Annotated in this window: 19 protein-coding genes; 11 read left to right on the forward strand and 8 right to left on the reverse strand. The window is 71.7% G+C overall.

Annotation, left to right across the window (positions count from 1 at the left end; genetic code table 11):
- Positions 1–72 precede the first annotated feature (72 nt).
- On the reverse strand, positions 73–546 hold the full coding sequence (locus ACZ4Z5_RS15480) for a GNAT family N-acetyltransferase (RefSeq protein ID WP_468262223.1): 474 nt from the start codon (positions 544–546) through the stop codon (positions 73–75).
- A 51-nt stretch (positions 547–597) separates the two neighbouring features.
- Between ACZ4Z5_RS15480 and ACZ4Z5_RS15485 the strand changes: the two genes are divergently transcribed.
- Positions 598–1,395 (forward strand): exodeoxyribonuclease III, encoded by a 798-nt coding sequence (locus ACZ4Z5_RS15485; protein WP_468262226.1) that lies wholly within the window; start codon positions 598–600, stop codon positions 1,393–1,395.
- 117 nt (positions 1,396–1,512) lie between these two features.
- Here ACZ4Z5_RS15485 and ACZ4Z5_RS15490 read toward each other — a convergent pair whose 3' ends face one another.
- Positions 1,513–2,163 carry a MerR family transcriptional regulator gene (locus ACZ4Z5_RS15490; protein WP_468262229.1) on the reverse strand — a complete coding sequence of 217 codons (651 nt, stop codon included), beginning with the start codon at positions 2,161–2,163 and terminating at the stop codon, positions 1,513–1,515.
- Positions 2,164–2,286: 123 nt separating this feature from the next.
- Between ACZ4Z5_RS15490 and ACZ4Z5_RS15495 the strand changes: the two genes are divergently transcribed.
- The 4 genes from ACZ4Z5_RS15495 (at position 2,287) to ACZ4Z5_RS15510 (ending at position 6,007) form a co-directional block, all read left to right on the forward strand.
- Positions 2,287–3,858 (forward strand): flavin-containing monooxygenase, encoded by a 1,572-nt coding sequence (locus tag ACZ4Z5_RS15495; protein ID WP_468262232.1) that lies wholly within the window; start codon positions 2,287–2,289, stop codon positions 3,856–3,858.
- The gene (locus ACZ4Z5_RS15500) at positions 3,855–4,772 is read left to right on the forward strand and encodes an alpha/beta fold hydrolase (protein WP_468262235.1); all 918 of its coding nucleotides are present in this window, start codon (positions 3,855–3,857) and stop codon (positions 4,770–4,772) included. The genes ACZ4Z5_RS15495 and ACZ4Z5_RS15500 overlap by 4 nt, the downstream gene beginning before the upstream one ends.
- Positions 4,769–5,671, forward strand: coding sequence for an SDR family oxidoreductase (locus tag ACZ4Z5_RS15505; RefSeq protein ID WP_468262237.1), 903 nt, complete (start codon positions 4,769–4,771; stop codon positions 5,669–5,671). Before ACZ4Z5_RS15500 ends, ACZ4Z5_RS15505 begins: the two co-directional genes overlap by 4 nt.
- 126 nt (positions 5,672–5,797) lie before the next feature.
- Positions 5,798–6,007, forward strand: coding sequence for a hypothetical protein (locus tag ACZ4Z5_RS15510; protein WP_468262240.1), 210 nt, complete (start codon positions 5,798–5,800; stop codon positions 6,005–6,007).
- A 206-nt stretch (positions 6,008–6,213) separates the two neighbouring features.
- Here the strand turns inward: ACZ4Z5_RS15510 and ACZ4Z5_RS15515 are convergent, their stop codons facing one another.
- Positions 6,214–9,462: a S41 family peptidase gene (locus ACZ4Z5_RS15515; protein WP_468262242.1), complete on the reverse strand. Its 3,249-nt coding sequence runs from the start codon at positions 9,460–9,462 to the stop codon at positions 6,214–6,216.
- A gap of 228 nt (positions 9,463–9,690) precedes the next feature.
- On the opposite strand from ACZ4Z5_RS15515, the gene ACZ4Z5_RS15520 reads away from it, so the two are divergent.
- Together ACZ4Z5_RS15520 and ACZ4Z5_RS15525 are read left to right on the forward strand one after the other, a co-directional pair.
- Complete coding sequence (locus ACZ4Z5_RS15520; protein ID WP_468262245.1) at positions 9,691–10,263, forward strand: TetR/AcrR family transcriptional regulator; 573 nt, start codon at positions 9,691–9,693, stop codon at positions 10,261–10,263.
- A gap of 231 nt (positions 10,264–10,494) precedes the next feature.
- Positions 10,495–12,783, forward strand: a complete 2,289-nt coding sequence (locus ACZ4Z5_RS15525) for an MMPL family transporter (RefSeq protein ID WP_468262248.1) — start codon at positions 10,495–10,497, stop codon at positions 12,781–12,783.
- A gap of 275 nt (positions 12,784–13,058) precedes the next feature.
- On the opposite strand, the gene ACZ4Z5_RS15530 is transcribed toward ACZ4Z5_RS15525, so the two are convergent.
- Positions 13,059–13,412: an SsgA family sporulation/cell division regulator gene (locus tag ACZ4Z5_RS15530; RefSeq protein ID WP_468262250.1), complete on the reverse strand. Its 354-nt coding sequence runs from the start codon at positions 13,410–13,412 to the stop codon at positions 13,059–13,061.
- Positions 13,413–13,663: 251 nt separating this feature from the next.
- Between ACZ4Z5_RS15530 and ACZ4Z5_RS15535 the strand changes: the two genes are divergently transcribed.
- The 4 genes from ACZ4Z5_RS15535 to ACZ4Z5_RS15550 all read left to right on the forward strand — a co-directional run bounded on the left by ACZ4Z5_RS15535 (position 13,664) and on the right by ACZ4Z5_RS15550 (position 17,696).
- Positions 13,664–14,740, forward strand: a complete 1,077-nt coding sequence (locus tag ACZ4Z5_RS15535; RefSeq protein WP_468262252.1) for an energy-coupling factor ABC transporter permease — start codon at positions 13,664–13,666, stop codon at positions 14,738–14,740.
- Between the two features lie 2 nt (positions 14,741–14,742).
- Positions 14,743–15,504: a cobalt ECF transporter T component CbiQ gene (gene cbiQ / locus ACZ4Z5_RS15540; RefSeq protein ID WP_468262255.1), complete on the forward strand. Its 762-nt coding sequence runs from the start codon at positions 14,743–14,745 to the stop codon at positions 15,502–15,504.
- A gap of 5 nt (positions 15,505–15,509) precedes the next feature.
- Positions 15,510–16,322, forward strand: a complete 813-nt coding sequence (locus tag ACZ4Z5_RS15545) for an energy-coupling factor ABC transporter ATP-binding protein (RefSeq protein WP_468262626.1) — start codon at positions 15,510–15,512, stop codon at positions 16,320–16,322.
- A gap of 168 nt (positions 16,323–16,490) precedes the next feature.
- Positions 16,491–17,696, forward strand: a complete 1,206-nt coding sequence (locus tag ACZ4Z5_RS15550) for a serine hydrolase domain-containing protein (RefSeq protein WP_468262257.1) — start codon at positions 16,491–16,493, stop codon at positions 17,694–17,696.
- 173 nt (positions 17,697–17,869) lie between these two features.
- Here ACZ4Z5_RS15550 and ACZ4Z5_RS15555 read toward each other — a convergent pair whose 3' ends face one another.
- The 4 genes from ACZ4Z5_RS15555 to ACZ4Z5_RS15570 form a co-directional block, all read right to left on the reverse strand.
- Complete coding sequence (locus ACZ4Z5_RS15555) at positions 17,870–18,754, reverse strand: EamA family transporter (protein WP_468262259.1); 885 nt, start codon at positions 18,752–18,754, stop codon at positions 17,870–17,872.
- A gap of 173 nt (positions 18,755–18,927) precedes the next feature.
- Complete coding sequence (locus ACZ4Z5_RS15560; protein WP_468262262.1) at positions 18,928–20,562, reverse strand: penicillin-binding transpeptidase domain-containing protein; 1,635 nt, start codon at positions 20,560–20,562, stop codon at positions 18,928–18,930.
- 1,681 nt (positions 20,563–22,243) lie between these two features.
- On the reverse strand, positions 22,244–22,489 hold the full coding sequence (locus ACZ4Z5_RS15565; protein WP_468262265.1) for a hypothetical protein: 246 nt from the start codon (positions 22,487–22,489) through the stop codon (positions 22,244–22,246).
- A 395-nt stretch (positions 22,490–22,884) separates the two neighbouring features.
- On the reverse strand, positions 22,885–23,403 hold the full coding sequence (locus ACZ4Z5_RS15570; RefSeq protein ID WP_468262267.1) for an RICIN domain-containing protein: 519 nt from the start codon (positions 23,401–23,403) through the stop codon (positions 22,885–22,887).
- Positions 23,404–23,538: the final 135 nt, after the last annotated feature.

The raw sequence follows: 23,538 nt of genomic DNA on the forward strand, positions 1-23,538 counted from the left end.
TGCCCGGCTCGGGCCGACCCGGCCCGGCCGCCTCGGCCGGGACCGGCACCTCGGCCAGGTGCCCGGCCCGGGTCACAGCGGCTTGGCGTAGCAGCGGCTCTCCTCGTACTCGCGGTAGAAGCCGAACTTCACGCACGGCTCGTAGCCGCTCGACTCGTACAGGGCCATGGCCTCCGGCTGCAGGACGCCGGTCTCCAGGACCATCCGGGTCCGGCCGGCCGCCCGCGCGTCGTCCTCCAGGGCGGCCAGGATGCGCCGCGCGAGGCCCAGACCGCGGGCCTCGGGGACCACGTACATCCGCTTCAGTTCGGCGTCGCCGTCGGAGTAGCCCTCGCCGTTGGTGTCCTGGGTGCGCCAGCCGCCGCTGGCCACCGGGCGGGACCCGTCGTCGTAGGCGATCAGGTAGAGGCCGTGCGGAGGGTCGAACATCGCGGGGTCGAGCGGGGTGTCGTCACCGCCGCCGTAGCGCTCGACGTACTCCAGCTGCACCTGGTCGTTCAGCTCGACGGCGTCGGGGTGGTTGTAGCGGAGTGGACGTATGTTCATGCTAAAGATCGTACATTCATGCAGAATAGGGGCTGACGGTAAAGTGCCGGGATGCTCACTGTGACGACCGCGAATGTGAACGGGCTGCGCGCCGCCGCCAAGAAAGGCTACGTCGAGTGGCTCGCCGGCACCACGGCCGACGTGGTCCTGCTCCAGGAGGTGCGGGCCGAACCCGAGCAGCTGCCCGAGGAGGTCCGGCGCCCGGACGGCTGGTACACCGTCTACGCCCCTGCGGCGGCCAAGGGCCGCGCGGGGGTCGGCCTGCTGTCCCGGCGCGAGCCCGAGCGAGTGCAGATCGGATTCGGCAGCAGCGAGTTCGACGGCAGCGGCCGCTATGTGGAGGCCGATCTGCCCGGGGTCACGGTCGCCAGCCTCTACCTGCCGTCCGGGGACGTCGGCACCGAGCGCCAGGACGAGAAGACGCGTTTCCTGGACGAGTTCCTGCCCTACCTCGGACGGCTCAGGGAGCGGGCCGCGGCCGACGGCCGCCATGTGCTGGTCTGCGGCGACTGGAACATCGCACACCAGCCCGCCGACCTCAAGAACTGGAAGCTGAACACCAAGAAGTCCGGCTTCCTGCCCGAGGAACGCGCATGGCTCACCCGGGTCTTCGACGAGGCGGGCTACGTCGACGTGGTGCGCGCCCTGCACCCGGACGTCGAGGGGCCGTACACCTGGTGGTCGTACCGGGGGCGGGCCTTCGACAACGACACCGGATGGCGCATCGACTACCACGTGGCAACCCCTGGGCTCGCCGAGCGCGCAGTGAAGGCCTGGGTCGAGAGGGCGGCCACGCACCCGGAGCGCTGGAGCGACCATGCACCCGTCACGGCGGTCTACAACCTCTGACAACCGGCTGCGCGCCGCCGCGATTCCGCCCGGTCCGTTTCAGCCATCCGCTTCGGCCAGCCGCTTGGGTCCGCCGCTTCAGTCCGCCGATTCGGTGCGCCACGTCGCTCCGTCGCTTCAGTTCTCCTCGCGGAGTCTGCGGTCCATGGCCAGGGAGAGCTCCGCGTCGACGACGCTCTTCGCCAGGGGGCGCAGGCGTTCGGCGTCCGCGGAGTGGGTGCGGACGAGCGTGACGAAGAGGTCGGCGAGCGCGTCGGCGTGTTCGCGGACCCGGCGGCCCGCGGCCAGGACCTCGGAGAGCGGAACGCCCTCGCGGACCAGTGCCGCCGAGACGTCGAGCAGCCGACGGCTGATATGGACGATCTCCTCGCCGTCGGCGGTGAGATAGCCGAGGTCCATGGCCGCGGCCAGGTTCTCGGCGGTGACCTGGCCCGCGAAGCGGTCGGCCAGCTCCTCCGGGGTCAGCCGGATCGGCGTCTCCTCGCTCGGCTGGACCGCCAGGCCGAGGGCCGCCCCCACGTCGCGGCCGCTCTCGAAGGCTGCGGCGAGGTCGGCGATCCCGCTGAGGGTGTGGCCGCGCTCCAGCAGCGCGGCGATCGTGCGGAGCCGGGCCAGATGGCGGTCGTCGTACCAGGCGATCCTGCCCTCCTTCCGGGGCGGCGGGATCAGTCCGCGCTCGCGGTAGAAGCGCAGGGTGCGCACCGTGATGCCGGCCTCCTTGGCCAGCTCCTCCATGCGGTACTCGCGGTGCTCGGGTCCATCTGCCACAGGGGAAGCCTATGTTGTACCGCCGGTAACTTGGCCCGCCGCACCTCTACCCAGGAGTACGCGCCTGCTCTACTCTCCCAATCGCGCCAGTGATTGCTGGCGGAGTCATGAGGAGGCGCAGGCATGGCCCAGCACGAGCATGTTCGCGTGGCGGTGATCGGATCCGGTTTCGGGGGCCTCGGCGCCGCCGTCCGGCTGCGCCGCGAAGGCATCACCGACTTCGTCGTCCTGGAGCGGGCCGGGTCCGTGGGCGGGACCTGGCGCGACAACAGCTATCCCGGGTGCGCCTGCGACGTGCCCTCGCACCTGTACTCGTTCTCCTTCGCCCCCAACCCGGACTGGCCCCGCACCTTCTCCGGACAGGAGCACATCCGCGCGTACCTGGAGCACGTCGCCGACACCTTCGGCCTGCGCCCGCACATCCGCTTCCACCACGAAGTCACGCTGATGCGCTGGGATACCGCGGCCCTGCGGTGGACGATCGAGACGACCGGGGGCACGATCACCGCCGACGTCGTCGTCTCCGCGACCGGGCCGCTCTCCGACCCGAAGATCCCCGACATCCCGGGACTCGCCGAGTTCCCCGGAAAGGTCTTCCACTCCGCCCGCTGGGACCACGACCACGACCTCACGGGCAAGCGCGTCGCGATGATCGGCACCGGCGCCTCCGCGATCCAGATCGTCCCCGCCGTCCAGCCCCGGGCGAGGAAGCTGACCCTGTTCCAGCGCACCCCGCCCTGGGTCATGCCGCGGATGGACCGGGCCATCACCGGTACGGAACGCTGGTTGCACCGGCAGCTGCCCTTCACCGGGACCGTCCGCCGCGGACTGCTGTGGGGCATCCGGGAACTCCAGGTCGGCGCGTTCACCAAACGCCCCGACCAGCTCGGGATGATCGAGCGCCTGGCCAAGGCCAATATGGCCAAGTCCATCAAGGATCCCGTGCTGCGGGAGAAGCTCACCCCGTCGTACCGCATCGGCTGCAAGCGCATCCTGCTGTCCAGCGATTACTACCCCGCGCTCGCGCAGCCCAATGTGGACGTCGTCGCCTCCGGGCTCGGGGAGGTGCGCGGCTCGACGCTGGTCGCGGCCGACGGGACCGAGACCGAGGCCGACGTGATCGTCCTCGGCACCGGGTTCCACGTCACCGACATGCCGATCGCCGAACGGGTCGTCGGCGCCGAGGGCGTCACGCTGGCCGAGGCCTGGAAGGACGGCATGGAGGCGCTGCGCGGCGCGAGCGCGGCGGGCTTCCCCAACTGGATGACGATCATCGGCCCGAATACCGGCCTCGGGAACTCCTCGATGATCCTGATGATCGAGTCCCAGTTGAACTACATGGCCGACTACCTGCGGCAGCTCCGTGTGCTGGGCGGCCGCGTCGCCCTCGACGCCCGGCCGTCCGCGGTACAGGCCTGGAACCGGCGCGTCCAGGAGCGGATGAAGCGGACCGTGTGGAACACCGGCGGCTGCACCAGCTGGTACCTGGACGCGAACGGCCGCAACACCACCGTCTGGCCGGGCACGACGGGGGAGTTCCGCCGGATGACCCGCGAGGTCGACCTCTCGGAGTACGCGGTCCTCCGGGCTCCGGCTCAGGGGGCCGCCGGCGGGAGGCACACCGACGAGCCGACGGGGAGCGAGCAGAGAGAGAACGGGCAGAGGGAGAACGAGCAGCAGGAGACGGTCGCGTGACCCGCCTGACCGCCGTCTCCACCGACGGGGCGCGGATCCACGTCGAGGTGCACGGCCCCGCGGGCGCCCCGGCGGTCGTCCTGGCCCACGGCTGGACCTGCTCCACCGCCTTCTGGGCCGCGCAGACCAGAGAACTGGCCGCCGACCACCGGGTGATCGCCTACGACCAGCGCGGCCACGGCCGTAGCCCGGTCGTGGGGCCCGGCGGCTACAGCATCGGCGCCCTCGCCGACGACCTGGAGGCCGTGCTCGCCACCGCCCTGGAACCGGGGGAGCAGGCTGTGCTCGCCGGACACTCCATGGGCGGGATGACGCTGATGGCGGCGGCCGGCCGGCCGAAGGTGACCGAGCACGCCGCGGCCGTCCTGCTGTGCAGCACGGGCAGCAGGCGGCTGACCGCCGAATCGCTGGTGCTGCCGATGCGCGCCGGACGACTGCGCACCCGCATCACCGAGGCGGTGCTCAGGGCGCGTCCCCCGCTCGGACCGGTCACGCCCGTCTCGAAGCGGATCCTGAAGTACGCGACGATGGGGCCGGGCACGGCTCCCGACCGCGTCGACGCCTGCGCCCGTATCGTGCACGCCTGCCCGCGCGGGGTACGCGTCGCATGGTCACGGGTCCTCGGGGAACTCGACCTGGACGCCGGCGTACGGCGGCTGACGGTGCCCACCGCCGTGATCGCGGGCACGGCGGACCGGCTCACCCCGCCGGTGCACGGCCGGTTCCTCGCGGCGGAGCTGCCGCGCTGCGTCGGACTGACCGAGCTCACGGGCGTCGGGCACATGTCCCCGGTGGAGGCCCCCGAGGCGGTCACCGAGGTCATCCGCGAGCTGGCCGCCACCTACATCACCGCTGCCGGCGCCGAGGACGGCGACGGTACGACGGACGTCACCCCCAAGGAGAGCACACTGTGAGCCGGACGAGTCTGCAGGGCCAGGTCGCGGTCGTCACCGGCGCGGCACGCGGCGTGGGCGAGCAGCTCGCCCGCAAGTTGTCCGCGCGCGGCGCCAAGGTGGCGCTGGTCGGCCTGGAGCCGGAGGAGCTGAAGCGGGTCGCGTCGCGGCTGCACACCGACTGCGAGCACTGGTTCGCGGACGTCACCGACGACGAGGCGATGGGGCGGGTCGCCCGCGAGGTCAAGGAGCGGTTCGGCAAGGTCGACATCGTGGTGGCCAACGCCGGTGTCGCGGCCGGCGGCCCGTTCGCGGACTCGGACCCGGGTGCCTGGCGGCGCGTCATCGAGGTCAATCTGATCGGGGGCGCGGTCACGGCCCGGGCGTTCCTGCCGGTACTGGCCGAGAGCCGGGGCTACTTCCTGCAGATCGCCTCGCTCGCCGCGATCGTTCCGGCGCCGATGATGACGGCGTACTGCGCGTCGAAGTCGGGAGTCGAGGCGTTCGCGCACAGTCTGCGGGCCGAGGTCGCGCACAAGGGCGTCAAGGTCGGCGTCGGCTACCTCAGCTGGACCGACACCGACATGGTGCGCGGCGCCGATCTGGACGGTGTGATGCGGGAGTTGCGGCAACGGCTGCCGTGGCCTTCGAACCGTACGTACCCGCTGGGCCCCTCCGTCGACCGGATCGTCGCGGGCATCGAGCGGCGGTCCGCCCATGTCTACGGCCAGTGGTGGCTGCGCGGTATGCAGTCGGTGCGCGGGTATCTCCCGGGGATCATCGCGACCGTGGGGCAGCGCGAGATGCGGCGGTTCGAGCCGCGGCTCGGGGCCGTCGCGAAGGGCCTCGTGGGCGCCGGCGGCGCGGCCGACGAGAAGGAGCGTACCGGTGGCTCGTCCGGGGGCGCGCGAAGGCGGTAGCGGCGGCGGCCGACAGGCGACCGGAATGGCGTTACGGGGAGTGACTGTCCGACATGCGGCTTGTGTCCGGCCGTGTCAGTCTGGTCGAGGCCCAATCCCCCGATCACCCCTTAGGAGTGAGCCAGCATGGGCATGTCGGAGAAGCAGCAGAACCCGGCGCACGAGAACAAGCAGCAGCAGTCCAGGCAGCGGATGCAGGGCTCCAAGAGCGAGCCCCAGCCGCAGCGCGGCCAGCAGCGCAAGCAGCGGCGCGGAGACGAGCGCTCCCCGGAGATGGACGAGCAGCGCCGGCGCCAGCAGGAGCAGGAGCGCCAGGACACGGACTACGACATCTGACGCCGTGCCGGTTCGGTGACGAAGGGGCGCGTTCCTCAAGGGACGCGCCCCTTCCTTGCGTTGAGCGTGTCGACAGGGCGTGACCGGTCGACGGTTGGACCGTGAGGCCATGCGGCCCGCCCAAGCCCAAGAGCCTGACCCGCCCAGGCCCAAGAGCCTGAGGCAGCCCCCGTCCGAGAGAGACCCCGTCCCCGACCGGAACCCCGTCAGGGCCGCGGTGGCAGTTTGGGCCGGCGCCGGTCGGGGACGTTCGCGAGGCCGGGCGGGTCGGCGGCCGGATGGCGGTTCAACAGGTCGACCGCCACCTGCACCGCGGTCTCCAGGTCGGTGCGCTTGCCCTCGGCCCAGTCCAGTGGCGTCCGTTCGGACTCGATGTCCGGTGCGACGCCGTGGTTCTCGACGGACCAGCCGTAGGCGTCGAACCAGGCGGCGTTCATCGGCACGGTGATCACCGTGCCGTCGCCGAGCCGGTGGCGTCCGGTCATGCCCACCACCCCGCCCCAGGTCCGCTGGCCCACGACCGGGCCCAGCCCCAGCACCCGGAACGCCGCGGTGATCATGTCACCGTCGGACGAGGTCGCCTCGTCGGCGAGCGCCACGATCGGTCCGCGCGGTGCGTTGGAGGTGTACGAGACGGGCTGGGCGTCCCGGGTGAGGTCCCAGCCGATGATCTTCCGGGTCAGTTTCTCGACGACGAGCTCGCTGATGTTGCCGCCGGCGTTGCCGCGCACGTCCACCAGCAGCGACGGCCGCGACACCTCCAGCCGCACGTCCCGGTTGAACTGGGCCCAGCCGGAGCCGCCCATGTCGGGGATGTGCAGATAGCCGCACTTGCCGCCGCTCAGCTCCCGGACGACCTCACGGCGTTTGGCGACCCAGTCCTGGTAGCGCAGCGGCCGTTCGTCGATCAGCGGGACCACGGCGACCCGCCGGGACCGCCCCTCGCCCTCGGCGGGCCGGAACGTCAGCTCGACGGTCGTGCCGCCCGACCCCGCCAGCAGCGGGTACGGGCCGGTGACCGGGTCGACCGGGCGGCCGTCCACATGGGTGAGGACGGCTCCCTCCCGGATGCCGGTGCCCGCCAGGGGCGACCTGGCCTTGGAGTCGGAGGAGTCGCCGGGAAGGATCCGGCTGATGGTCCACGCGCCGTCCCGGCACACGAAGTTGGCGCCGAGCAGGCCGAGGGCCCGCTGGTAGTGCGGCGGCCCCTCGTTCCGGCGGGCGGGTGAGACGTACGCGTGGGAGGTGCCGAGCTCGCCGAGCGCCTCGCGCAGCAGATCGGCGAACTCGTCGGGGGAGGCGACCCGTTCGACCAGCGGCCGGTACTGATCCAGTACCGCGTCCCAGTCGATGCCGCACATGCCCGGGTCCCAGAAGTAGGAGCGGATGATCCGTCCCGCCTCGTCGTACGCCTGGCGCCACTCGGACCCCGGGTCGACCTCGTGCATGATGCGGCGCAGGTCCAGGTAGACCGTCGAGTCGCTGTCGCCGCTCTCCGTCGCCGGTACGGCCCGCAGATCGCCCTCGTCGACGACGACCAGCCGGGTCCCGTCGCCGCTGACGGCGAACCAGTCGAGGTGGCCCACGAGTTCGGTCCGGCGCGCCTTGGTGATGTCGTAGTGCTCGAGGGTCGGCCGGCCGGTGGTGTCGGCCGGATTGGCGAACGTCTCGCCGAGTGCGCCCGAGATCGGCCAGCGCAGCCACACCAGCCCGCCGCCGCTCACCGGGCGCAGCGCCGAGTACTTGGACGCGGCGACCGGGATGGGCGTGACGCGGCTCTCCAGCCCCTCGACCTCCACGGTCACGGTGCCCTCGCCCTCGTCCTCGTCCTCCGGGTCCCGCCCGCCGGCCGCGGGCCGGCCGTCCGGCAGCAGGGCGAACGGCGACGGCGTCGCCGACGACAGGGGTACGAGGTAGGGGCGGCAGCCCAGCGGGAACGACAGGTCGCCGGTGTGCACGTCGTACACCGGGTCGAAGCCGCGCCAGGACAGGAAGGCCAGATAGCGTCCGTCGCGGGTGAAGACCGGGTTCTCGTCCTCGAAGCGGCCGTTGGTGACGTCGACGATGGTGCGGTCCTTGATACGGGCCATCTTGATCTGCCGCAGGGTCCGTCCGATCCCGGGGTGCGACCACGTCAGCCAGGCGCCGTCGGGGGAGAACGCCAGGTCGCGGACGGGGCCGTTGATGGACCGGATCAGTTCGGTGACCTCGCCTGTGGAGTCCTCGCTGGCGTTGAGGAGCAGCAGCCGGCCGTCGTGGGAGGCGATCGCGAGGCGTTCGCCCTCGGGGTCGGCGACCATCTCGTGGACCCGGCCGAGTTCCCCCGCGGCGAGCCTGCGCGGCTCGCGGTCCCCGGTGGCCCGCGGGAGGTAGGCGATCTCGATCGCGTCCTCGCCCTCCGCGTCCGTGACGTAGGCGACCTGGCCGCCGGCGCCGAGCATCTCGGGCAGCCGCACCCGTACGCCCGGCGTGTCGGCGATGGTCCGGGCGGGCCCGTCGCGGTGGGTCAGCCAGTACAGGCTGCCGCGCACGGTGACGGCGCTGGCCCGGCCCGTGGCGTCGACGGAGATGGCGTCGACGTTGCTGGCAGCCGGCACCTGGTAGCTGCGCCGGCCGGCGCGCGGGCCGCCGAGCCGGACGTCCAGCCTGCGGGGTTCGGAGTCGGTGCCGAGGTCGTCCACGATCCAGAGGTCCCCCGCGCACTGGTAGACGACCCGGTGGCCGTCGCTGGAGGCGTGCCGGGCGTAGAACTCGTCGTGGTCGGTGTGGCGGCGGAGACCGCTGCCGTCGGGCAGGCAGGAGTAGAGGTTGCCGACGCCTTCGTGGTCGGAGAGGAACGCGATGCGGCCGCCGACGAACATCGGGCAGTCGACGTGGCCGCCGATGTCGGGGAGCAGTCGCCTGCCGTGCAGCCAGAGCCGGCCGGTGGCCCCGCCGCGATAGCGCTTCCAGGCGGCGGGCTCGTGCGGCGGCTTGCCGGTGAGCAGCAGGGTGCGGTGCTCGCCGTCGACGTCGGCGACCTGGATGTCGGAGCAGGGGCCCCAGGGGAGCCGGCCGCCGGGGCTGCCGTCGGTGGGCACCTTGTAGGCCCAGGAGAAGTGGGAGAACGGCTGGCCGTGCGAGGCGACGGCCAGGATGTTGCCGTCCGGGTCCCAGCCGCACACCCGGGTGTCGGTGGAGCCCCAGTAGGTGAGCCTGCCGGTGGGTCCGCCCTCGACCGGTGCGAGGTGGATCTCCGGGTCGAGGCTGCGCCAGGTCGTGTAGGCGATGCGGGTGCCGTCCGGGGAGAACCGGGGATGACTGACCCGCGTGCGGTCGACGGTCAGCCGCCATGCCCGGCCGGGACGGTGGCCTGCGGGGACGAGCGGTGCGACCCACAGATCGTCCTCGGCGGCGAAGCACAGCAAGTCCTCGTGAAGGTGCGGGAAACGGAGATACGCGACGTCGTCACTCACTCCACAATGCTTTCCGCGCCAGGGGGGCGCGGCAACTCGTGCTGGGCCATCGATCCGCGCCGGGGCGCGAAGGCAGTGGTGCGAGGGGCGCGGAAGTCGTGCCGGCGCCGTGCTCGCGGCGCACGGTGACCCAGAACACGTACGAAACGGTTTCGTTTCGTTGCGTGCTGCGGTGAGCGGGGGTACCTTCGAGGTGTACGAAACCGTTTCGTTCGGATGGAGAACGGCATGGCACGCGGCAGACTCACGTCGGAACGCGAGGCAGAGCTGTACGAAGCCGTGCTCGACCTGCTGCGCGAGGTCGGCTACGACGCCCTCACCATGGATGCCGTCGCCGCCCGGACCCGTTCCAGCAAGGCCACCCTCTACCGCCAGTGGGGGAGCAAGCCGGAGCTGGTCGCCACGGCACTGCGGAACAGCACGCCGGTGGACGTCTCCGAGATCGACACCGGCAGCCTGCGCGGCGACATCCACGAGATGGTGGCGCGCTCGGACGACTGCCGTATGGAGCGGGACACCGCCCTGATGCGCGGTCTCACCCGAGCCGTCCACGAGAACCCCGACCTGCTGCGGGCGCTGCGCGAGCTGTTCATCGAGCCGGAGATGACCGGCCTCGACGTCCTCCTCAAGCGGGCCGTCGACCGCGGTGAGATCTCCGCGGACAACCCCGCGCTGGCGTACATGTCCCACATGCTCGTCGGTGCCTTCGTCGCCCATCCGTTGATCCAGGACGAGCCCATGACCCAGGGCTTCCTCCGCGACTACATCGACGCCGTGATCCTCCCCGCCCTCGGCGTCTGATCCCTTCCCCACAGGCACCACACCCCAGCGGAACACCGACAGGCGCCGCTGAGAAGCGCCACCGGGAAGCGCAACACACGCAAGGCGCAACACGCGCAAGGCGCAGCGCACGCAAGCGCGGCCGCCCACCAGCGCACCACCCGCAAAGTCCCACCTGACGCGCACCGCTCACGTCGTCGGGCTGGTCATTCCTGCCCTGTTGTCCCAACGACCTGATCGGAGTACGCCTCCGTGGCCACCTTCCTCTACCGGCTCGGCCGGTTCGCCTTCAGGCGCCGCCTGCTCGTCTCCTTCGTGTGGGTACTGCTGCTCGCGGTCGCCGGCGTCGGCGCCGCCTCCGCGTCCAAAGCCACCTCCAGCTCCTTCTCCATGCCGGGCACCGAGGCGCAGAAGGCCTTCGACCTGCTCGAGGAGCGCTTCCCCGGATCGGGCGCCGACGGCGCCACCGCCCGGGTCGTCTTCAAGGCCCCCGCGGGCCGGAAGATGACCGACCCGGCCAACAAGGCCCAGGTCGACGAGGTCGCCCGCGAGCTGAAGAAGGGATCCGACCAGGTCGTCGCGGTCGTCGACCCGTACGCGGCGCAGGCGATCAGCAAGGACGCCTCGACCGTCTACATCCAGGTCTCCTACAAGGTCAACGCGATGGAGCTGACCGACGAGACCCGGGACGCCCTCAAGGACACCGGCAAGAAGGCGCGCGACAAGGGACTCACGGTGGAGATCGGCGGTGACGCCCTCCAGTCCGTACCCGAGACGGGATCCGGTGAGATCGTCGGGGTGGCCGTCGCCGCCGTGGTCCTGGTCATCACCTTCGGCTCCCTGGTCGCCGCCGGGCTTCCGCTGCTCACCGCGATCATCGGTGTCGGCATCGGCGTCTCCACCATTGCCGCACTGGCCGACGTCCTGGACCTCGGCTCCACCACCGCGACGCTCGCCACGATGATCGGTCTCGCGGTCGGCATCGACTACGCCCTGTTCATCGTGTCCCGCTACCGCGCCGAGCTGGCCGAGGGCCGTGAACGCGAGGACGCCGCGGGCCGGGCCGTGGGCACCGCGGGGTCGGCGGTCGTCTTCGCCGGACTCACGGTCGTCATCGCCCTGGTCGGCCTCGCCGTCGTCAACATCCCGATGCTCACCAAGATGGGCGTCGCCGCCGCCGGCACCGTTGTGATCGCCGTCCTCATCGCCCTCACCTTCATCCCCGCACTGCTCGGTTTCGCGGGCAGGCGCGTGCTGGGCCGCAAGGCCCGCAAGCAGGCCGTCGAGAAGGACCGCGCGTCCGGCGCCGGAGTGTCCGTCGAGGAGGGCCGCGCGTCCGGCAGCGGCGAGGACGCCGGCAAGCCCAACATGGGAACCCGCTGGGCACGGTTCGTACTGCGCCGCCCGGTGACGGTGCTCCTCGTCGGCGTCATCGGCCTCGGGGCCGTCGCGGTACCGGCCGCCTCCCTCGAGATGGGCCTGCCCGACGACGGCTCCCAGCCCCTCTCCACCACCCAGCGCAAGGCCTACGACCTGCTCTCCGACAGCTTCGGCCCCGGCTTCAACGGCCCGCTGATGGTCGTCGTGGACGGCAAGGGCAGTGGCGGCACCAAGGCCGCCGCCGACCGCACCGCCAAGGTGATCTCAGGCCTGGACGACGTCGCCTACGTCACCCCGGCCACGCTCAACAAGGCCGGTGACACCGCCACCATCACCGTCATCCCCGAGTCCAAGCCCAGCTCCTCGGACACCGAGGAACTCGTCCACGCGATCCGCGACAAGACCGGCGACGAGGTCCTGGTCACCGGCGCCACCGCGATGAACGTCGACTTCTCGCAGCGGATGAACGACGCCCTGGTGCCCTACCTGGCGCTCGTCGTCGGCCTCGCGTTCCTGCTGCTGACCGTGGTCTTCCGCTCGGTGCTGGTGCCGCTCAAGGCCGCCCTCGGCTTCCTGCTCTCCGTCGTCGCCGCCCTCGGCGCGGTCGTGGCGGTCTTCCAGTGGGGCTGGCTCGGCGACCTGTTCGGTGTCGAGCAGACCGGGCCGGTCATGTCGATGATGCCGATCTTCATGGTGGGTGTGGTCTTCGGACTCGCCATGGACTACGAGGTCTTCCTCGTCACCCGGATGCGGGAGGCTTTCGTCCACGGGGAGCGGCCCGGCCAGGCCGTGGTGACCGGCTTCCGTCACGGAGCACGGGTCGTCACCGCCGCAGCGGTGATCATGATCGCGGTGTTCGCCGGGTTCATCGGCTCCAGCGAGCAGATGGTCAAGATGATCGGCTTCGGCCTCGCGGTCGCAGTCCTCTTCGACGCCTTCGTCGTCCGCATGGCGATCGTGCCCGCAGTTCTCGCGCTGCTCGGCCGGCACGCCTGGTGGCTGCCCCGGTGGCTCGACCGGATCCTGCCGAACGTCGACGTCGAGGGCGAGGGACTGCGCAAGGCCCTGGGCGAGGACGCCGGGCCGTCGGGTGAGGACCGCGACGGAGACCGTTCCGCCGGTGACGACCCGGCGGGCGAGCGGGAGCTGGTGCGCGCCTGAACCGCTCCGGAGCCACTCGGGGCATGGCCTGATTCACCCGGGAGTCACTCGGGCCGCGGCCTGGGCCGCTCCGGAGCCACTCGGGCCGCGGCCTGAGCCGAGTCGCTCGGGACACGACCCGAGTCACCCGGCAGTCGGCCGGAACATTTCGAGACATGAGGAATCCGGGGCCCGCTGAGCGGGTGCGCCCCGGTGGTCCGGCCGGTGGGGACCGGCCGGACAGGGGAGAGAGGGGCGGTCCCCCGTGCGAGCGGCACGGGGGACCGGCCCCGTGCTCACCGGCGGGCGGGCGCAGCCGTGGGGACGGGCGCGTAGGTGCGGCGCAGGAAACGGATCAGGGGCGCGGTGTCGAGCTGGACCATCGCCACGCCCTGCGGGGTGTGGAACTCCAGGACCGTCTGCACCCGGCCGCACGGCCAGACCCCCACGTCACCGCTGCGGGCGGGGCTGCGCAGTCCGGTTTCGAGCAGTGTGCGGGGGAAGATCCATTCGGTGCCGCCCGGCAGGGCCACGTGCACCGAGCCGGGATCACCGTCCGGGTCGTAGCGCAGGGCGACCGGGATCGGCCGGTTGAGCGGGGCGTCGGCGACGATGCGGGCCTGTATGTGCTGCTGGACGGCGGGGGTCATCTGACGGCTCCTCCCACTCGCTTGTTTCGTTATCCAATGTCCCATATTTGCCGTATTACACATCCCCCGCATATTCCATGCCGGGCGAGTGCGGCCGCGGCGGCGACAGGAGCCGCTGTCGCGCGGGGGGTTCGTGCCTCGCCGTCTCGTGGCGCTCCGCGCGTGTTGTGCTGCTCGCGCTCTTGCAAATAGTTCGCAAGAGGGCCCTATTATCGAGCGGTTAACCATCCTGCGTGAAAGCGGAGCCCGCCATGCATGTGCCCGACGGATTCATCGACGCACCCGTGTCCGTCGCAGCCGGAGCCCTCGCCGTCGGCGCCGTCGCGATCAGCCTGCGCGGAGCACGCAGGGAGCTCGGGGGAGCGTCGCCCGCCGGAGACCTCGGAGGAGACCGGACCGCGCCGCTCGCCGGTCTGGTCGCGGCGTTCGTCTTCGCGGTACAGATGCTGAACTTCCCCGTCGCCGCCGGCACCAGCGGGCATCTGCTCGGCGGCGCCCTCGCCGCAATACTCGTCGGCCCGTACACCGGCGTCCTGGTCATCTCCGTCGTCCTGCTGATGCAGGGCATCCTCTTCGCCGACGGCGGTCTCACCGCGCTTGGCGTGAACATCACCGTCATGGGCGTGGTGACCGTCCTCGTCGCGTACGCGCTGTTCCGCGGCCTGGTCAAGGTGCTGCCGAAGTCCCGCCGTTCGGTGACCGCGGCGACCTTCGTCGCCGCGCTCGTCTCGGTGCCGGCCTCGGCCGCCTCGTTCACCCTGCTGTACGCGCTCGGCGGCACCACGGACGTCCCCATCGGCAAGGTCCTCACCGCCATGGTCGGCGTCCACACCCTGATCGGTGCCGGCGAGGCCACGATCACCGCACTCACCGTGGGTGCCGTCCTCGCCGTCCGGCCCGACCTGGTGTACGGCGCCCGCGGTCTGTCCGCGCCGCTCAAGCTGCGGGTCGGCGGCGAGCTCGTCGACGCGGCTCCGGCGGCCTCGCCCGCGGCCCCCCGCCCGGCCCGGAAGGTCTGGGTGGCCGGCCTCGCCACCTCGCTGCTGCTCGCCGGCTTCGTCTCCTTCTATGCCTCCGCCAGCCCCGACGGACTGGAGAAGGTCGCCGCCGACAAGGGCTTCGACAGGAACGTCCAGGAGCACGCCGCCGCCGGCTCGCCCCTCGCCGACTACGGCGTCCGGGACATCACCGACGCCCGGCTGTCCGGCGGCCTCGCCGGCACCATCGGCGTCGGCGCCACCCTCGCCGTGGGCAGCGGCCTCTTCTGGGCGGTGCGCCGCCGGACACAGCCGGCGGCCAAGGCCGAGACCGCTGCGGAAGCGGCCTGACCGTGGGCGCCGGCCACGCGCACAGGCTCTACCGGCACGGGCACTCGCCGGTGCACATGCTTCCGGCACACTGCAAGATCGCCGCTGTCCTCTGCTTCGTCGTGGCGGTCGTCTCCACGCCCCGAGAGGCCGTCTGGGCGTTCGGTCTGTACGCGGTGCTGCTGGCAGCGGTCGCCGCCGTGGCCCGCATCCCTGTGGGCTTCCTCCTGAAGCGGCTGCTGATCGAGGTGCCCTTCGTGGCGTTCGCGGTGCTGATGCCGTTCGTCGTGCCCGGTGAGCAGACCGAACTGCTCGGACTGACGGTCAGCGTGCCCGGACTCTGGGGTGCCTGGAACGTGCTCGCCAAGGGCACCCTCGGGGTCGCCGCATCGGTGATCCTCGCCTCCACCACCGAGATGCGCGCCCTGCTGCTCGGCCTCCAGCGGCTGAGGATGCCCCCGCTGCTGGTCCAGATCGCCTCCTTCATGATCAGGTACGGCGATGTGATCACCGGCGAGATGCGGCGCATGTCCGTCGCCCGGCGCTCACGCGGCTTCGAGGCGCGCGGGCCGCGGCACTGGGGCGTCCTCGCCAAGTCCGCCGGCGCCCTGTTCATCCGCTCCTACGAGCGCGGCGAACGCGTCCACCTGGCGATGCTCAGCCGGGGCTACGCCGGCACCATGCCCGTCCTCGACGACACGGCCGCGACCCGCGCCCAGTGGTCGTACGCCGCCGCGCCCCCGTTCACCGCCGCCTTCGTCTGTCTGCTGGGATGGCTCCTGTGACCTCCATGTCCTCGTCGACCTCCGCGTCCCCCACGACCGGAACGCCCGCCCCGCAGCCCCCCTCGCTGGAGGTGTCCGGGCTCGCCTACGCCTACCCCGACGGCCACCAGGCCCTGTTCGGTGTCGACCTGACCGTCGGCCGCCGGGAGCGGGTCGCCCTGCTCGGCCCGAACGGCGCGGGCAAGACCACCCTCGTCCTGCACCTGAACGGCATCCTCGGCGGCGGCGTCGGCACCGTGAAGGTCGCCGGGCTGCCGGTCGCCCGGCAGCACCTCGCCGAGATCCGGCGCCGGGTCGGCATCGTCTTCCAGGACCCGGACGACCAGCTGTTCATGCCCACCGTGCGGGAGGACGTCGCCTTCGGACCGGCGGCATCCGGACTGCGCGGCGCGGAACTGGAGGCGCGGGTCCGGGCCGCCCTCGACAAGGTCGGCATGGCCGAGTACGCCGACCGGCCCCCGCACCACCTGTCCTTCGGGCAGCGCCGCCGGGTCGCGGTCGCGACCGTCCTCGCCATGGAACCCGAGATCCTCGTCCTCGACGAGCCGTCCTCGAACCTCGACCCCGCCTCCCGTCGCGAACTCGCCGACATCCTGAGGTCGTTGGACGTCACCGTGCTGATGGTCACGCACGACCTGCCGTACGCCCTGGAGCTGTGCCCGCGCTCGGTGATCCTCAGCGAGGGCGTCATCGCTGCGGACGGCCCCACCGCCACGCTGCTGTCCGACGAGGAGACCATGCGGGCCCACCGGCTGGAGCTGCCGTTCGGCTTCGACCCGCGGTCGGTGGCCCCGCGGGCCGTGACGGGGAACGGCTGACGGGTCCGGGAACTGCTGACGGGCCTGTGACGGGGAACGGCCGACGGGGTCCTCGACGAGGAACGGCTGACCGTGGGCTGGGCCCGGCGCGGCCGCCGCCCCTCGTCGCGGCCCCCTCGTCGCGCCCGCCGAGCCCCGCACGCGGGGACACGACGGATGCCCTGCACCATGGAAGGGCGCCACAGGGGCGCGGACGAGCAGCGGGAGCACACAGTGGTCGCGGTACAGGGGACGGCGGAGTCCGGGTTCGAGGCGGTCGGCGAAGCCTTCGCACGCAACTTCGAACTGCGCGGCGAGCGCGGCGCCGCCGTCACGGTCTACCGGCACGGCCGCAAGGTCGTCGACCTCTGGGGCGGCACCGAGGACGCCGACGGCGGCGAACCCTGGGCGGCCGGCACCGCGCAGATCGTGCGCTCCGCCACCAAGGGCGTCGCGGCGGCCGCGCTGCTGGTGCTGCACCAGCGCGGACGGCTCGACCTGGACGCCCCCGTCGGCACCTACTGGCCCGAGTTCAAGACGGGCGGCAAGGAACGCGTGCTGGTCCGCCATCTGCTCGGCCACCGGGCCGGGGTTCCCGTACTGGACCGGCCGCTGACCGCCGCCGAGGCCGCAGACCCCGTACTCGGCGCACGGGCCGTCGCCGCCCAGCAGCCCCTCTGGGAGCCCGGTGCCGCGCACGGCTACCACGCGCAGACCTACAGCTGGCTCCTCGGCGAACTGGTCCGCCGCATCGTCGGGCACGGCATCGGCCGCCTGGTCGCGGAGGAGGTGGCCGGTCCGCTCGGCCTCGACCTGTGGATAGGCCTGCCGGAGGAGGAGGCCCACCGGGTCGGCCGGATCGGCCCGGTCGAGACGCCGCCCGCCGACCCGGGCCTCAAGCTCCGGCCCAAGCCGTCCGTCGTCGAGGCGTACCGGGACCCCGGGTCCGTGACCCGCCGTGCGTTCGCGGCGATAGACCCCGCCCCGGACGAGAACGCCCCCGCCTACCGGGCCGCCGAGCTGCCCGCGTCCAACGGCATCGCCACGGCCCGCGCGCTGGCCCGCTGCTACGCCGCGATGATCGGCCCCGTCGACGGGCACCGGCTGTTCACGCCGGAGACCCTCGGACTGGCCCGCGCCGAGGAGTCCTCCGGGCCCGACCGCGTCCTCGTCGTGAACACCCGCTTCGGCCTCGGCTTCATGCTCCACGGTCCCGCGTCGCCGCTCCTCGCGCCGGGCTCCTTCGGCCACCCCGGCCGCGGCGGATCGCTTGCCTTCGCCGACCCCGAGTCGGGCATCGCCTTCGGCTACGTCACCAACGGAATGCAGAAGGGCGTCACCGCCGACCCGCGTGCACAGGCACTGGTGCGCGCGGTGCGGTCCGCGGTCGGGTAGCGGGGAGGCAGGACCGGACCGGATGTCCGTCCGGAGCCGGAGCCGGGGTCGAAGCCGGAGCCGGAGTCGAAGCCGGCCCTGCGGCCACCGGGCACCCGGGCCCGCATCGGATCCGTACGGGCATCGGCGAGGGACGGGCATCGGGGCGTACGGGCATCGGATCCGTACGGACATCAGCTCGGTACGAGCATCAGCGCGATGCCCAGCACCATGAACGCGGACGCGGCGATCCGCGGCCCGCCGAATCGTTCCTTCAGGAGGAACGTGCCGATGGCCGCACCCGCCAGGACCGACGATTCCCGCAGTGCCGCCACCGGTGCGAGCGGGGCGCGGGTCTGCGCCCAGAGCACCAGGGCGTACGCCGACATGGCCATCGCGGCACCGAGCAGGCCGCGCTCCGCGTGCGGCCGGAGCATCGCGGGCAGGGCGCGGCCGTACCGGTACAGGGTGTACGCGGGGATGGCGATCCCCTGGAGCACGAGCAGCCAGACCGTGTACCCGAGGACGCTGCCGGAGGCCCGTACGCCCACGCCGTCCACGACCGTGTAGACCGCGATGGACAGGCCCGTGGCGAGTGCCGCCAGGAGCGCGGGTGCCTGAGGGAGCCTGCGGGTTCCCGGGCCCGCGGTCCGGGCGGGCCGGCCGAGCGGGAGGACGCCCCACAGTGCCACGCCGACCAGCCCCGCGGAGGCCACTGCGACACCGGCGGTCTGCCACGGGTCCGGGGTCTCGCCGACGAACACCGTCGCCGCGAACGTCACCACCAGCGGCGCCGTACCGCGGGCGATCGGGTACATCTGGCCGAAGTCGCCCAGGCTGAACGAGCGCATGAGCAGCGCCTGGTAGCCGACGTGCAGGACGACGGAGGCGATCAGGTACGGCCAGGCACCGGCCGCAGGCACCGGGACGAAGCAGACGAGGACCGCGCAGATCGCGGCCCCGCCGCCGGATATCAGGGTGAACGCGATGAGCTGGTCCTTGATGGCGTGCGCGAGCGCGTTCCAGGCGGCGTGGGTGATCGCGGCCGCCAGCACGGCCGCGACGACGAGCGGCGTCATATCACCGGGCCGGCCGGGCGGCCGGCGCCCCGGCGGGCGGGCGCCGCGACGCCCGCCCGTGGGACGGCCGGCCGCCCACGACGTCCGTGACCCTCGCGGCCCCGCGCCCACCGCGCATCGGGACCCGAACCGCGTCGGGCGGCGGCGTGCGCACGCCGCCGGGCGGACCCGGTTCAGCCCGCACGGAGGACCGCCGCCACCACCGGGCCCGCCGCGTCCCCGCCGTGGCCGCCCGACTGGACGACCGCGGCCGCGGCGACGTCGTTGCGGAAGGCGGCGAACCAGCTGTCGGACGTGGCCTGGCCGTCGACCTCCGCGGACCCGGTCTTGGCGCCGACGTCGCCGCCGAGGCCGGACATCGAGGACGCGCCGGTGCCGCTCCTCGCGGTGAGACGCATCATGTCGCGGAGCTGGCCGGCCACGGCGCCGGGCAGCCGGCGCGGTGCGGTGACCGGGGAACGGTCGTCGGTGCCCGGCGGGACCAGGACGGGCTGCCGGAAGACCCCCGCCTTGGCGGTGGCGGTCACGGACGCCATGGTCAGGGGGTTCATCTGGACCTGGCCCTGGCCGATGTACGCGGCGGCCGCGTTCGCGCCGGAGGCGGCGGGCACGCTGCCGTCGAAGGAGGCGACCCCGGTCTTCCAGTCCAGGCCGATGCCGAAGACCTCCTGGGCCTCCTTGGTCAGCGCCTCCTCGTCCTTGGTGTCGTCGATCAGCTTGATGAACGCGGTGTTGCAGGAACGGGCGAAGCTCTGCGCGAACGTTCCGCCCTCGATGGAGAAGCCGTCGAGGTTGCGGAAGTCGCGGCCGCCCCAGGACGCCGTCTTCGGGCATTCGGCGGGCTTGTCCGCGGCGGCCAGCCCCTTCTCCAGGAGCATCGCGGCGGTGACGATCTTCATGGTGGAGCCGGGAGCCATCTTGCCGAGCATCGCCGCGTTGAAGGAGTCGGAGCGGTGGTTGGCCACCGCCAGGATCTCGCCAGTACTGGGCTTCACCGCGACGACGGAGGCCTCCTTGTGTCCGGCCACCGCCTTCTCCGCCGCCGCCTGGACACCGGCGTCGAGCGTCGTCCTCAGCTTGCCGGGCTGCCCTTTGACGAGGGTGACGAGCGTCCGGTCGGGCTTGCCGCCGGTCTCGTCCTTGCTCTTGATCATCAGCTCGACGCCGGGCTCGCCGCCCGCGCTGTTGCCGAACCTCTCGCGCAGGGCGTCCAGCACCGGCCCGAGGGACGGGTACGTCTCCTTGGCCAGTTCGCGGCCGGCGCGGTCGACGGCGGTGATGGGCGGCGCGGACGCCTCGCCGGTGACCAGGGTCTCTCCGGTCCCCAACTCCGGGTGGACGACGGCCGGCTGCCAGTCGACGAGCGGTGCGCCGGTGGTCAGTCCGCGCACCACGGTCAGTTCGGAGCTGTACTTCAGGGGCGCGGTCCGGCCGTCGTACGAGACGACCCCCTGGACCGTGAACGGCACCTTGGACCCGGTGGCCTTGCCCGGGATGATGGTGACCTTGTCGATGTGCGCCTCGGAACGGAAGCCTCCGACGTAACCTCCGGCCGCCTCCTTGTTGTTGGTCAGCCTCGCGGCCCGGTCCACGTCCCCCCGTGCCCAGGCGGCGAGGAAGTCCTTCGCCGTCCGGTCGATCTCCGTGGCGTCCGGCGGCCCGGATCTCCTGTACGAGACGGTGGACGCCTTCGAGTCGTCGTCGCCGTCCATCATGTCGCCCACCATGGTGTAGCCGGCGTATCCGACACCGCCGGCGGCGACGGTGAACACTGCGCCCACGATGGCGATTTTTGCTCCGGTGCGCATGGGCTTCCCCTCCCCGTGGAGCTTCCCCGTTTGGATTGAACATGTTCAAGTGTTGGTCGTCGGTGACTCTACCGTCACATCTGGGGTCACAGGGAGGGCAGTTATCGGACCGGGACCTGGCAGACAATCGCTCCCGGTGTCCCGTGAGCGCGTCGCCGATCCGTCTTCGGGGCGAGCCGGCGTGGGTCCGCACGCAGGTGATCTTGTTCGGCCGATCGGGCGCCGGGACGTCCCGGGTGCCTTCGTACCGCGGGCGGCCCCACCAGGATCGCGACGTGAGCCGGTGCCCCCCGAGCAGGCGACGGCCGCGAATGCCCCCGGCGTGGGTGGCCGGCTTCGGCACCGCAGCGGGGCTTCCTTCCGTACAGCCGGCCGCCACGGCCATGGCCAAGGCCCGGGCGGCCATGACAGGCACGAGTGAACCCGTGGGCCGAGGCGTGTGCTTCGATGCGACCTGAGGGACCTGGCCATCGGCGCACTCCGTCTGGCCGGATGGGAGAACATCGCCGAGGCCCGCACCACCACGGGCGGGACATGACCCGGCCGCCGGCCGCCCCAGGACTCACGTGATCATTCCGCGCCGATCACGAGAACGACGAAGTCCTGCTCATGCGGGGCGGCCTCAGGTCGCGTTGACGCAAACGGCGAAGACCGTGAAAGCCTGAGTGATATTACCCTCGACATTGTTCGCACCTGCGACCCAGCCGGTTCCCCCTGGATTCGGTCCGCTTTCGTACACCGAGAAGTGCGTTGAATAGGGGAAATTCGCAACCAATCCGCCGCCGACCACCCTTTTGCCCGCCGGGCAGGGGACGTTGATGTTGACAAGGTTGTTCCCGGCGAGAACAGAGAGGGGCTGCGAAACGATCTCGTATCCGGAAACTCCTGCTTCTCCCGTGGGACCGGTGGGACCCGTGGCCCCGGTCGGTCCGGTTGCACCCGTCGGTCCGACCGGTCCCGTCGGACCGGTCGGTCCGGTCGCACCCGTCGCTCCCCGCTTGCAGTTGTCCTTGCCGGTGTGGTGCGACGAGTCCTCGCACTTGCCCTCTCCGCCGTCCGTGCTGCTCGACGCGCTCACACGTTCGCCTGTGTCCTGAGCCGCGGAGGCAGCCGGACTGACCACTGCAGCCACCAGGACCAGCGCGAGCGAGGCCATCGTGCCGCCGGTCCGCTGCCTGGCTCGACGGGGCAGGGGTCCGAGCCGGGATCCAGTCCGGTCGCCAGGTCTCATGTACATGCTCCCTCTTCCACGCGCTTGCTCCGACCCACAGAGCGAGCCTGCCCCGGGCACGGCCGCGTGACCGGCACCTCCCGCCGGAACACGCCGATCATCAGTAAGTTGGAGTAACCGATAAATTCGCGTGGCGCTTTTCGTATTCCGGCGCGTCGCCGGTCGTGCGGCAAATGGGCCACTGTTTCGATCTGTCCCCGCACACGCATTCCGGCCGGGTCGTCGTCCGAATCCGGGAGTGCCGGTCTCGAAAGGTACGGCCGGGTGCGGAAGCCCGCTCCGGCGGCCGCGTGGCGCCGTCCTGCAACACGGGGTGGCCCCGCCGGATGAATCGACGGGGCCGCAAGTCCGCAACGAGCACCTTGCCCCGAAGTGACGTGCGGCGGAGCCCCGACAGAGCATCCGCGGCCCGCCGACGCGGGTACTGAGCACCTTCCCCGCGCCGGGGCGCTACGGCGACGATTCCTTTTCCGAGTTGATCTGCCACGCGATCGCGCCGGATGCCCCCTGCCTGCCCTTGATGGTGAGGGCCAGTTCTGCGGGCGCCTTGGCTATCCGGTAGGTGACGGCTTCGGCGTCGCAGTTCTGTACCTGTGGCGGGGAGGAGCCCATGGTCACGTCGACGGTGCCCGTGCCGGCACACGCGACGACGGCCTCGTACCTCTTCCCTTGCGTGAGGGCGGAAAGGTTGTGCACACCCTCCTTCACTGGGGACAGGCCCGACTCGACGAACGCAGCCTCGTCCACTGTGATTGCCGAGACGGCGCTGCGGGCACGTTCGGCAAGGGGGTCAGGGCACCCCGGTTTCGACGTTCGGGCGCGGACGCGTACCGCTCGCCCTGCAGGCAGGATCGCCGACGTCCAGGAAGCCGGCAGGTCATGCTGGGCGGGGGCGGTGGGCAGGTGTCGCGGCAGCCCGCGCAACAGGGCCTCCTGGCGCAGCGGATGGGGTCGCATCCGAGCTGCCAAGAGGCCCTGTCCTCACGCGCTGAGCCGCCTGCGATCACCGGTCAGGAAGCCCGTTCGACAAGCAGGCTTGCTGATCGGCATGCGGATGGCTTCCAACGTCACTCCCGCAGACAGGAAACGTGCTACTGGACCTCCACCGGCTGGTGCTTGGTCCACTTCTGGTTCCAGCCGCCGTTGGCCAACCAGGAGATCAACTGTGTTCCCTGGGCGGTTGTGCCGCCCGGCACGTCGACGACCCGGTGCTTCTCGGGCGTCTCCTCCCACGCCGGGTTCTCGATCATGAATGCGAACTGGTTCGTAGGCGTCTTGCCCGCGTCGGCCACGGTCCAGTTCTGGGACCAACCCCCGTCGCAGTACCACAGCACGAGCCCAGCGCCGTATTCCCCGCTGCCGTTGTGGATCGACAGGCAGAGGCCGTTCGCGGCGTTCACCAGCTGGCCGTCGCGGGTCGAGTACCACTGCTGGTTCTGGCCGCCGTGGCAGCCGTACTGGATGACCCAAGCACCCGGATGAGTACCGGCCGCGTCCAGGCACAGGTTCGACTTGACGTTCCTGTAGACCGTGCCGGTGGCGGCCGAAGCCCCGCCCGCATTCACCACCTGAGTTGCCGTCAGTGCGAGCGCCGCCGCAGCCACCGCCACCGCACGGCTCCTCGCCCTGCGACCGAACGTGAACTTCACAATCCCCCCAAGTCCAAGAATCAACGCGCAGATCACGCCCCGTGTCCTGCCCGATGATCATGACAACGGCCTCACCCTTTGTCCAACTTGGCGCGG

The organism is Streptomyces sp. NPDC030222, from assembly GCF_055573115.1.

Excerpts from the sequence above, each read along its gene's own strand:
- ACZ4Z5_RS15480 (WP_468262223.1), bottom strand. The coding sequence starts at position 546 with ATGAACATACGTCCACTCCGCTACAACCACCCCGACGCCGTCGAGCTG.
- ACZ4Z5_RS15485 (WP_468262226.1), top strand. The coding sequence starts at position 598 with ATGCTCACTGTGACGACCGCGAATGTGAACGGGCTGCGCGCCGCCGCC.
- ACZ4Z5_RS15495 (WP_468262232.1), top strand. The coding sequence starts at position 2,287 with ATGGCCCAGCACGAGCATGTTCGCGTGGCGGTGATCGGATCCGGTTTC.
- ACZ4Z5_RS15510 (WP_468262240.1), top strand. The coding sequence starts at position 5,798 with ATGGGCATGTCGGAGAAGCAGCAGAACCCGGCGCACGAGAACAAGCAG.
- ACZ4Z5_RS15520 (WP_468262245.1), top strand. The coding sequence starts at position 9,691 with ATGGCACGCGGCAGACTCACGTCGGAACGCGAGGCAGAGCTGTACGAA.
- ACZ4Z5_RS15530 (WP_468262250.1), bottom strand. The coding sequence starts at position 13,412 with ATGACCCCCGCCGTCCAGCAGCACATACAGGCCCGCATCGTCGCCGAC.
- ACZ4Z5_RS15535 (WP_468262252.1), top strand. The coding sequence starts at position 13,664 with ATGCATGTGCCCGACGGATTCATCGACGCACCCGTGTCCGTCGCAGCC.
- ACZ4Z5_RS15545 (WP_468262626.1), top strand. The coding sequence starts at position 15,510 with ATGTCCTCGTCGACCTCCGCGTCCCCCACGACCGGAACGCCCGCCCCG.
- ACZ4Z5_RS15550 (WP_468262257.1), top strand. The coding sequence starts at position 16,491 with ATGGAAGGGCGCCACAGGGGCGCGGACGAGCAGCGGGAGCACACAGTG.
- ACZ4Z5_RS15555 (WP_468262259.1), bottom strand. The coding sequence starts at position 18,754 with ATGACGCCGCTCGTCGTCGCGGCCGTGCTGGCGGCCGCGATCACCCAC.
- ACZ4Z5_RS15560 (WP_468262262.1), bottom strand. The coding sequence starts at position 20,562 with ATGCGCACCGGAGCAAAAATCGCCATCGTGGGCGCAGTGTTCACCGTC.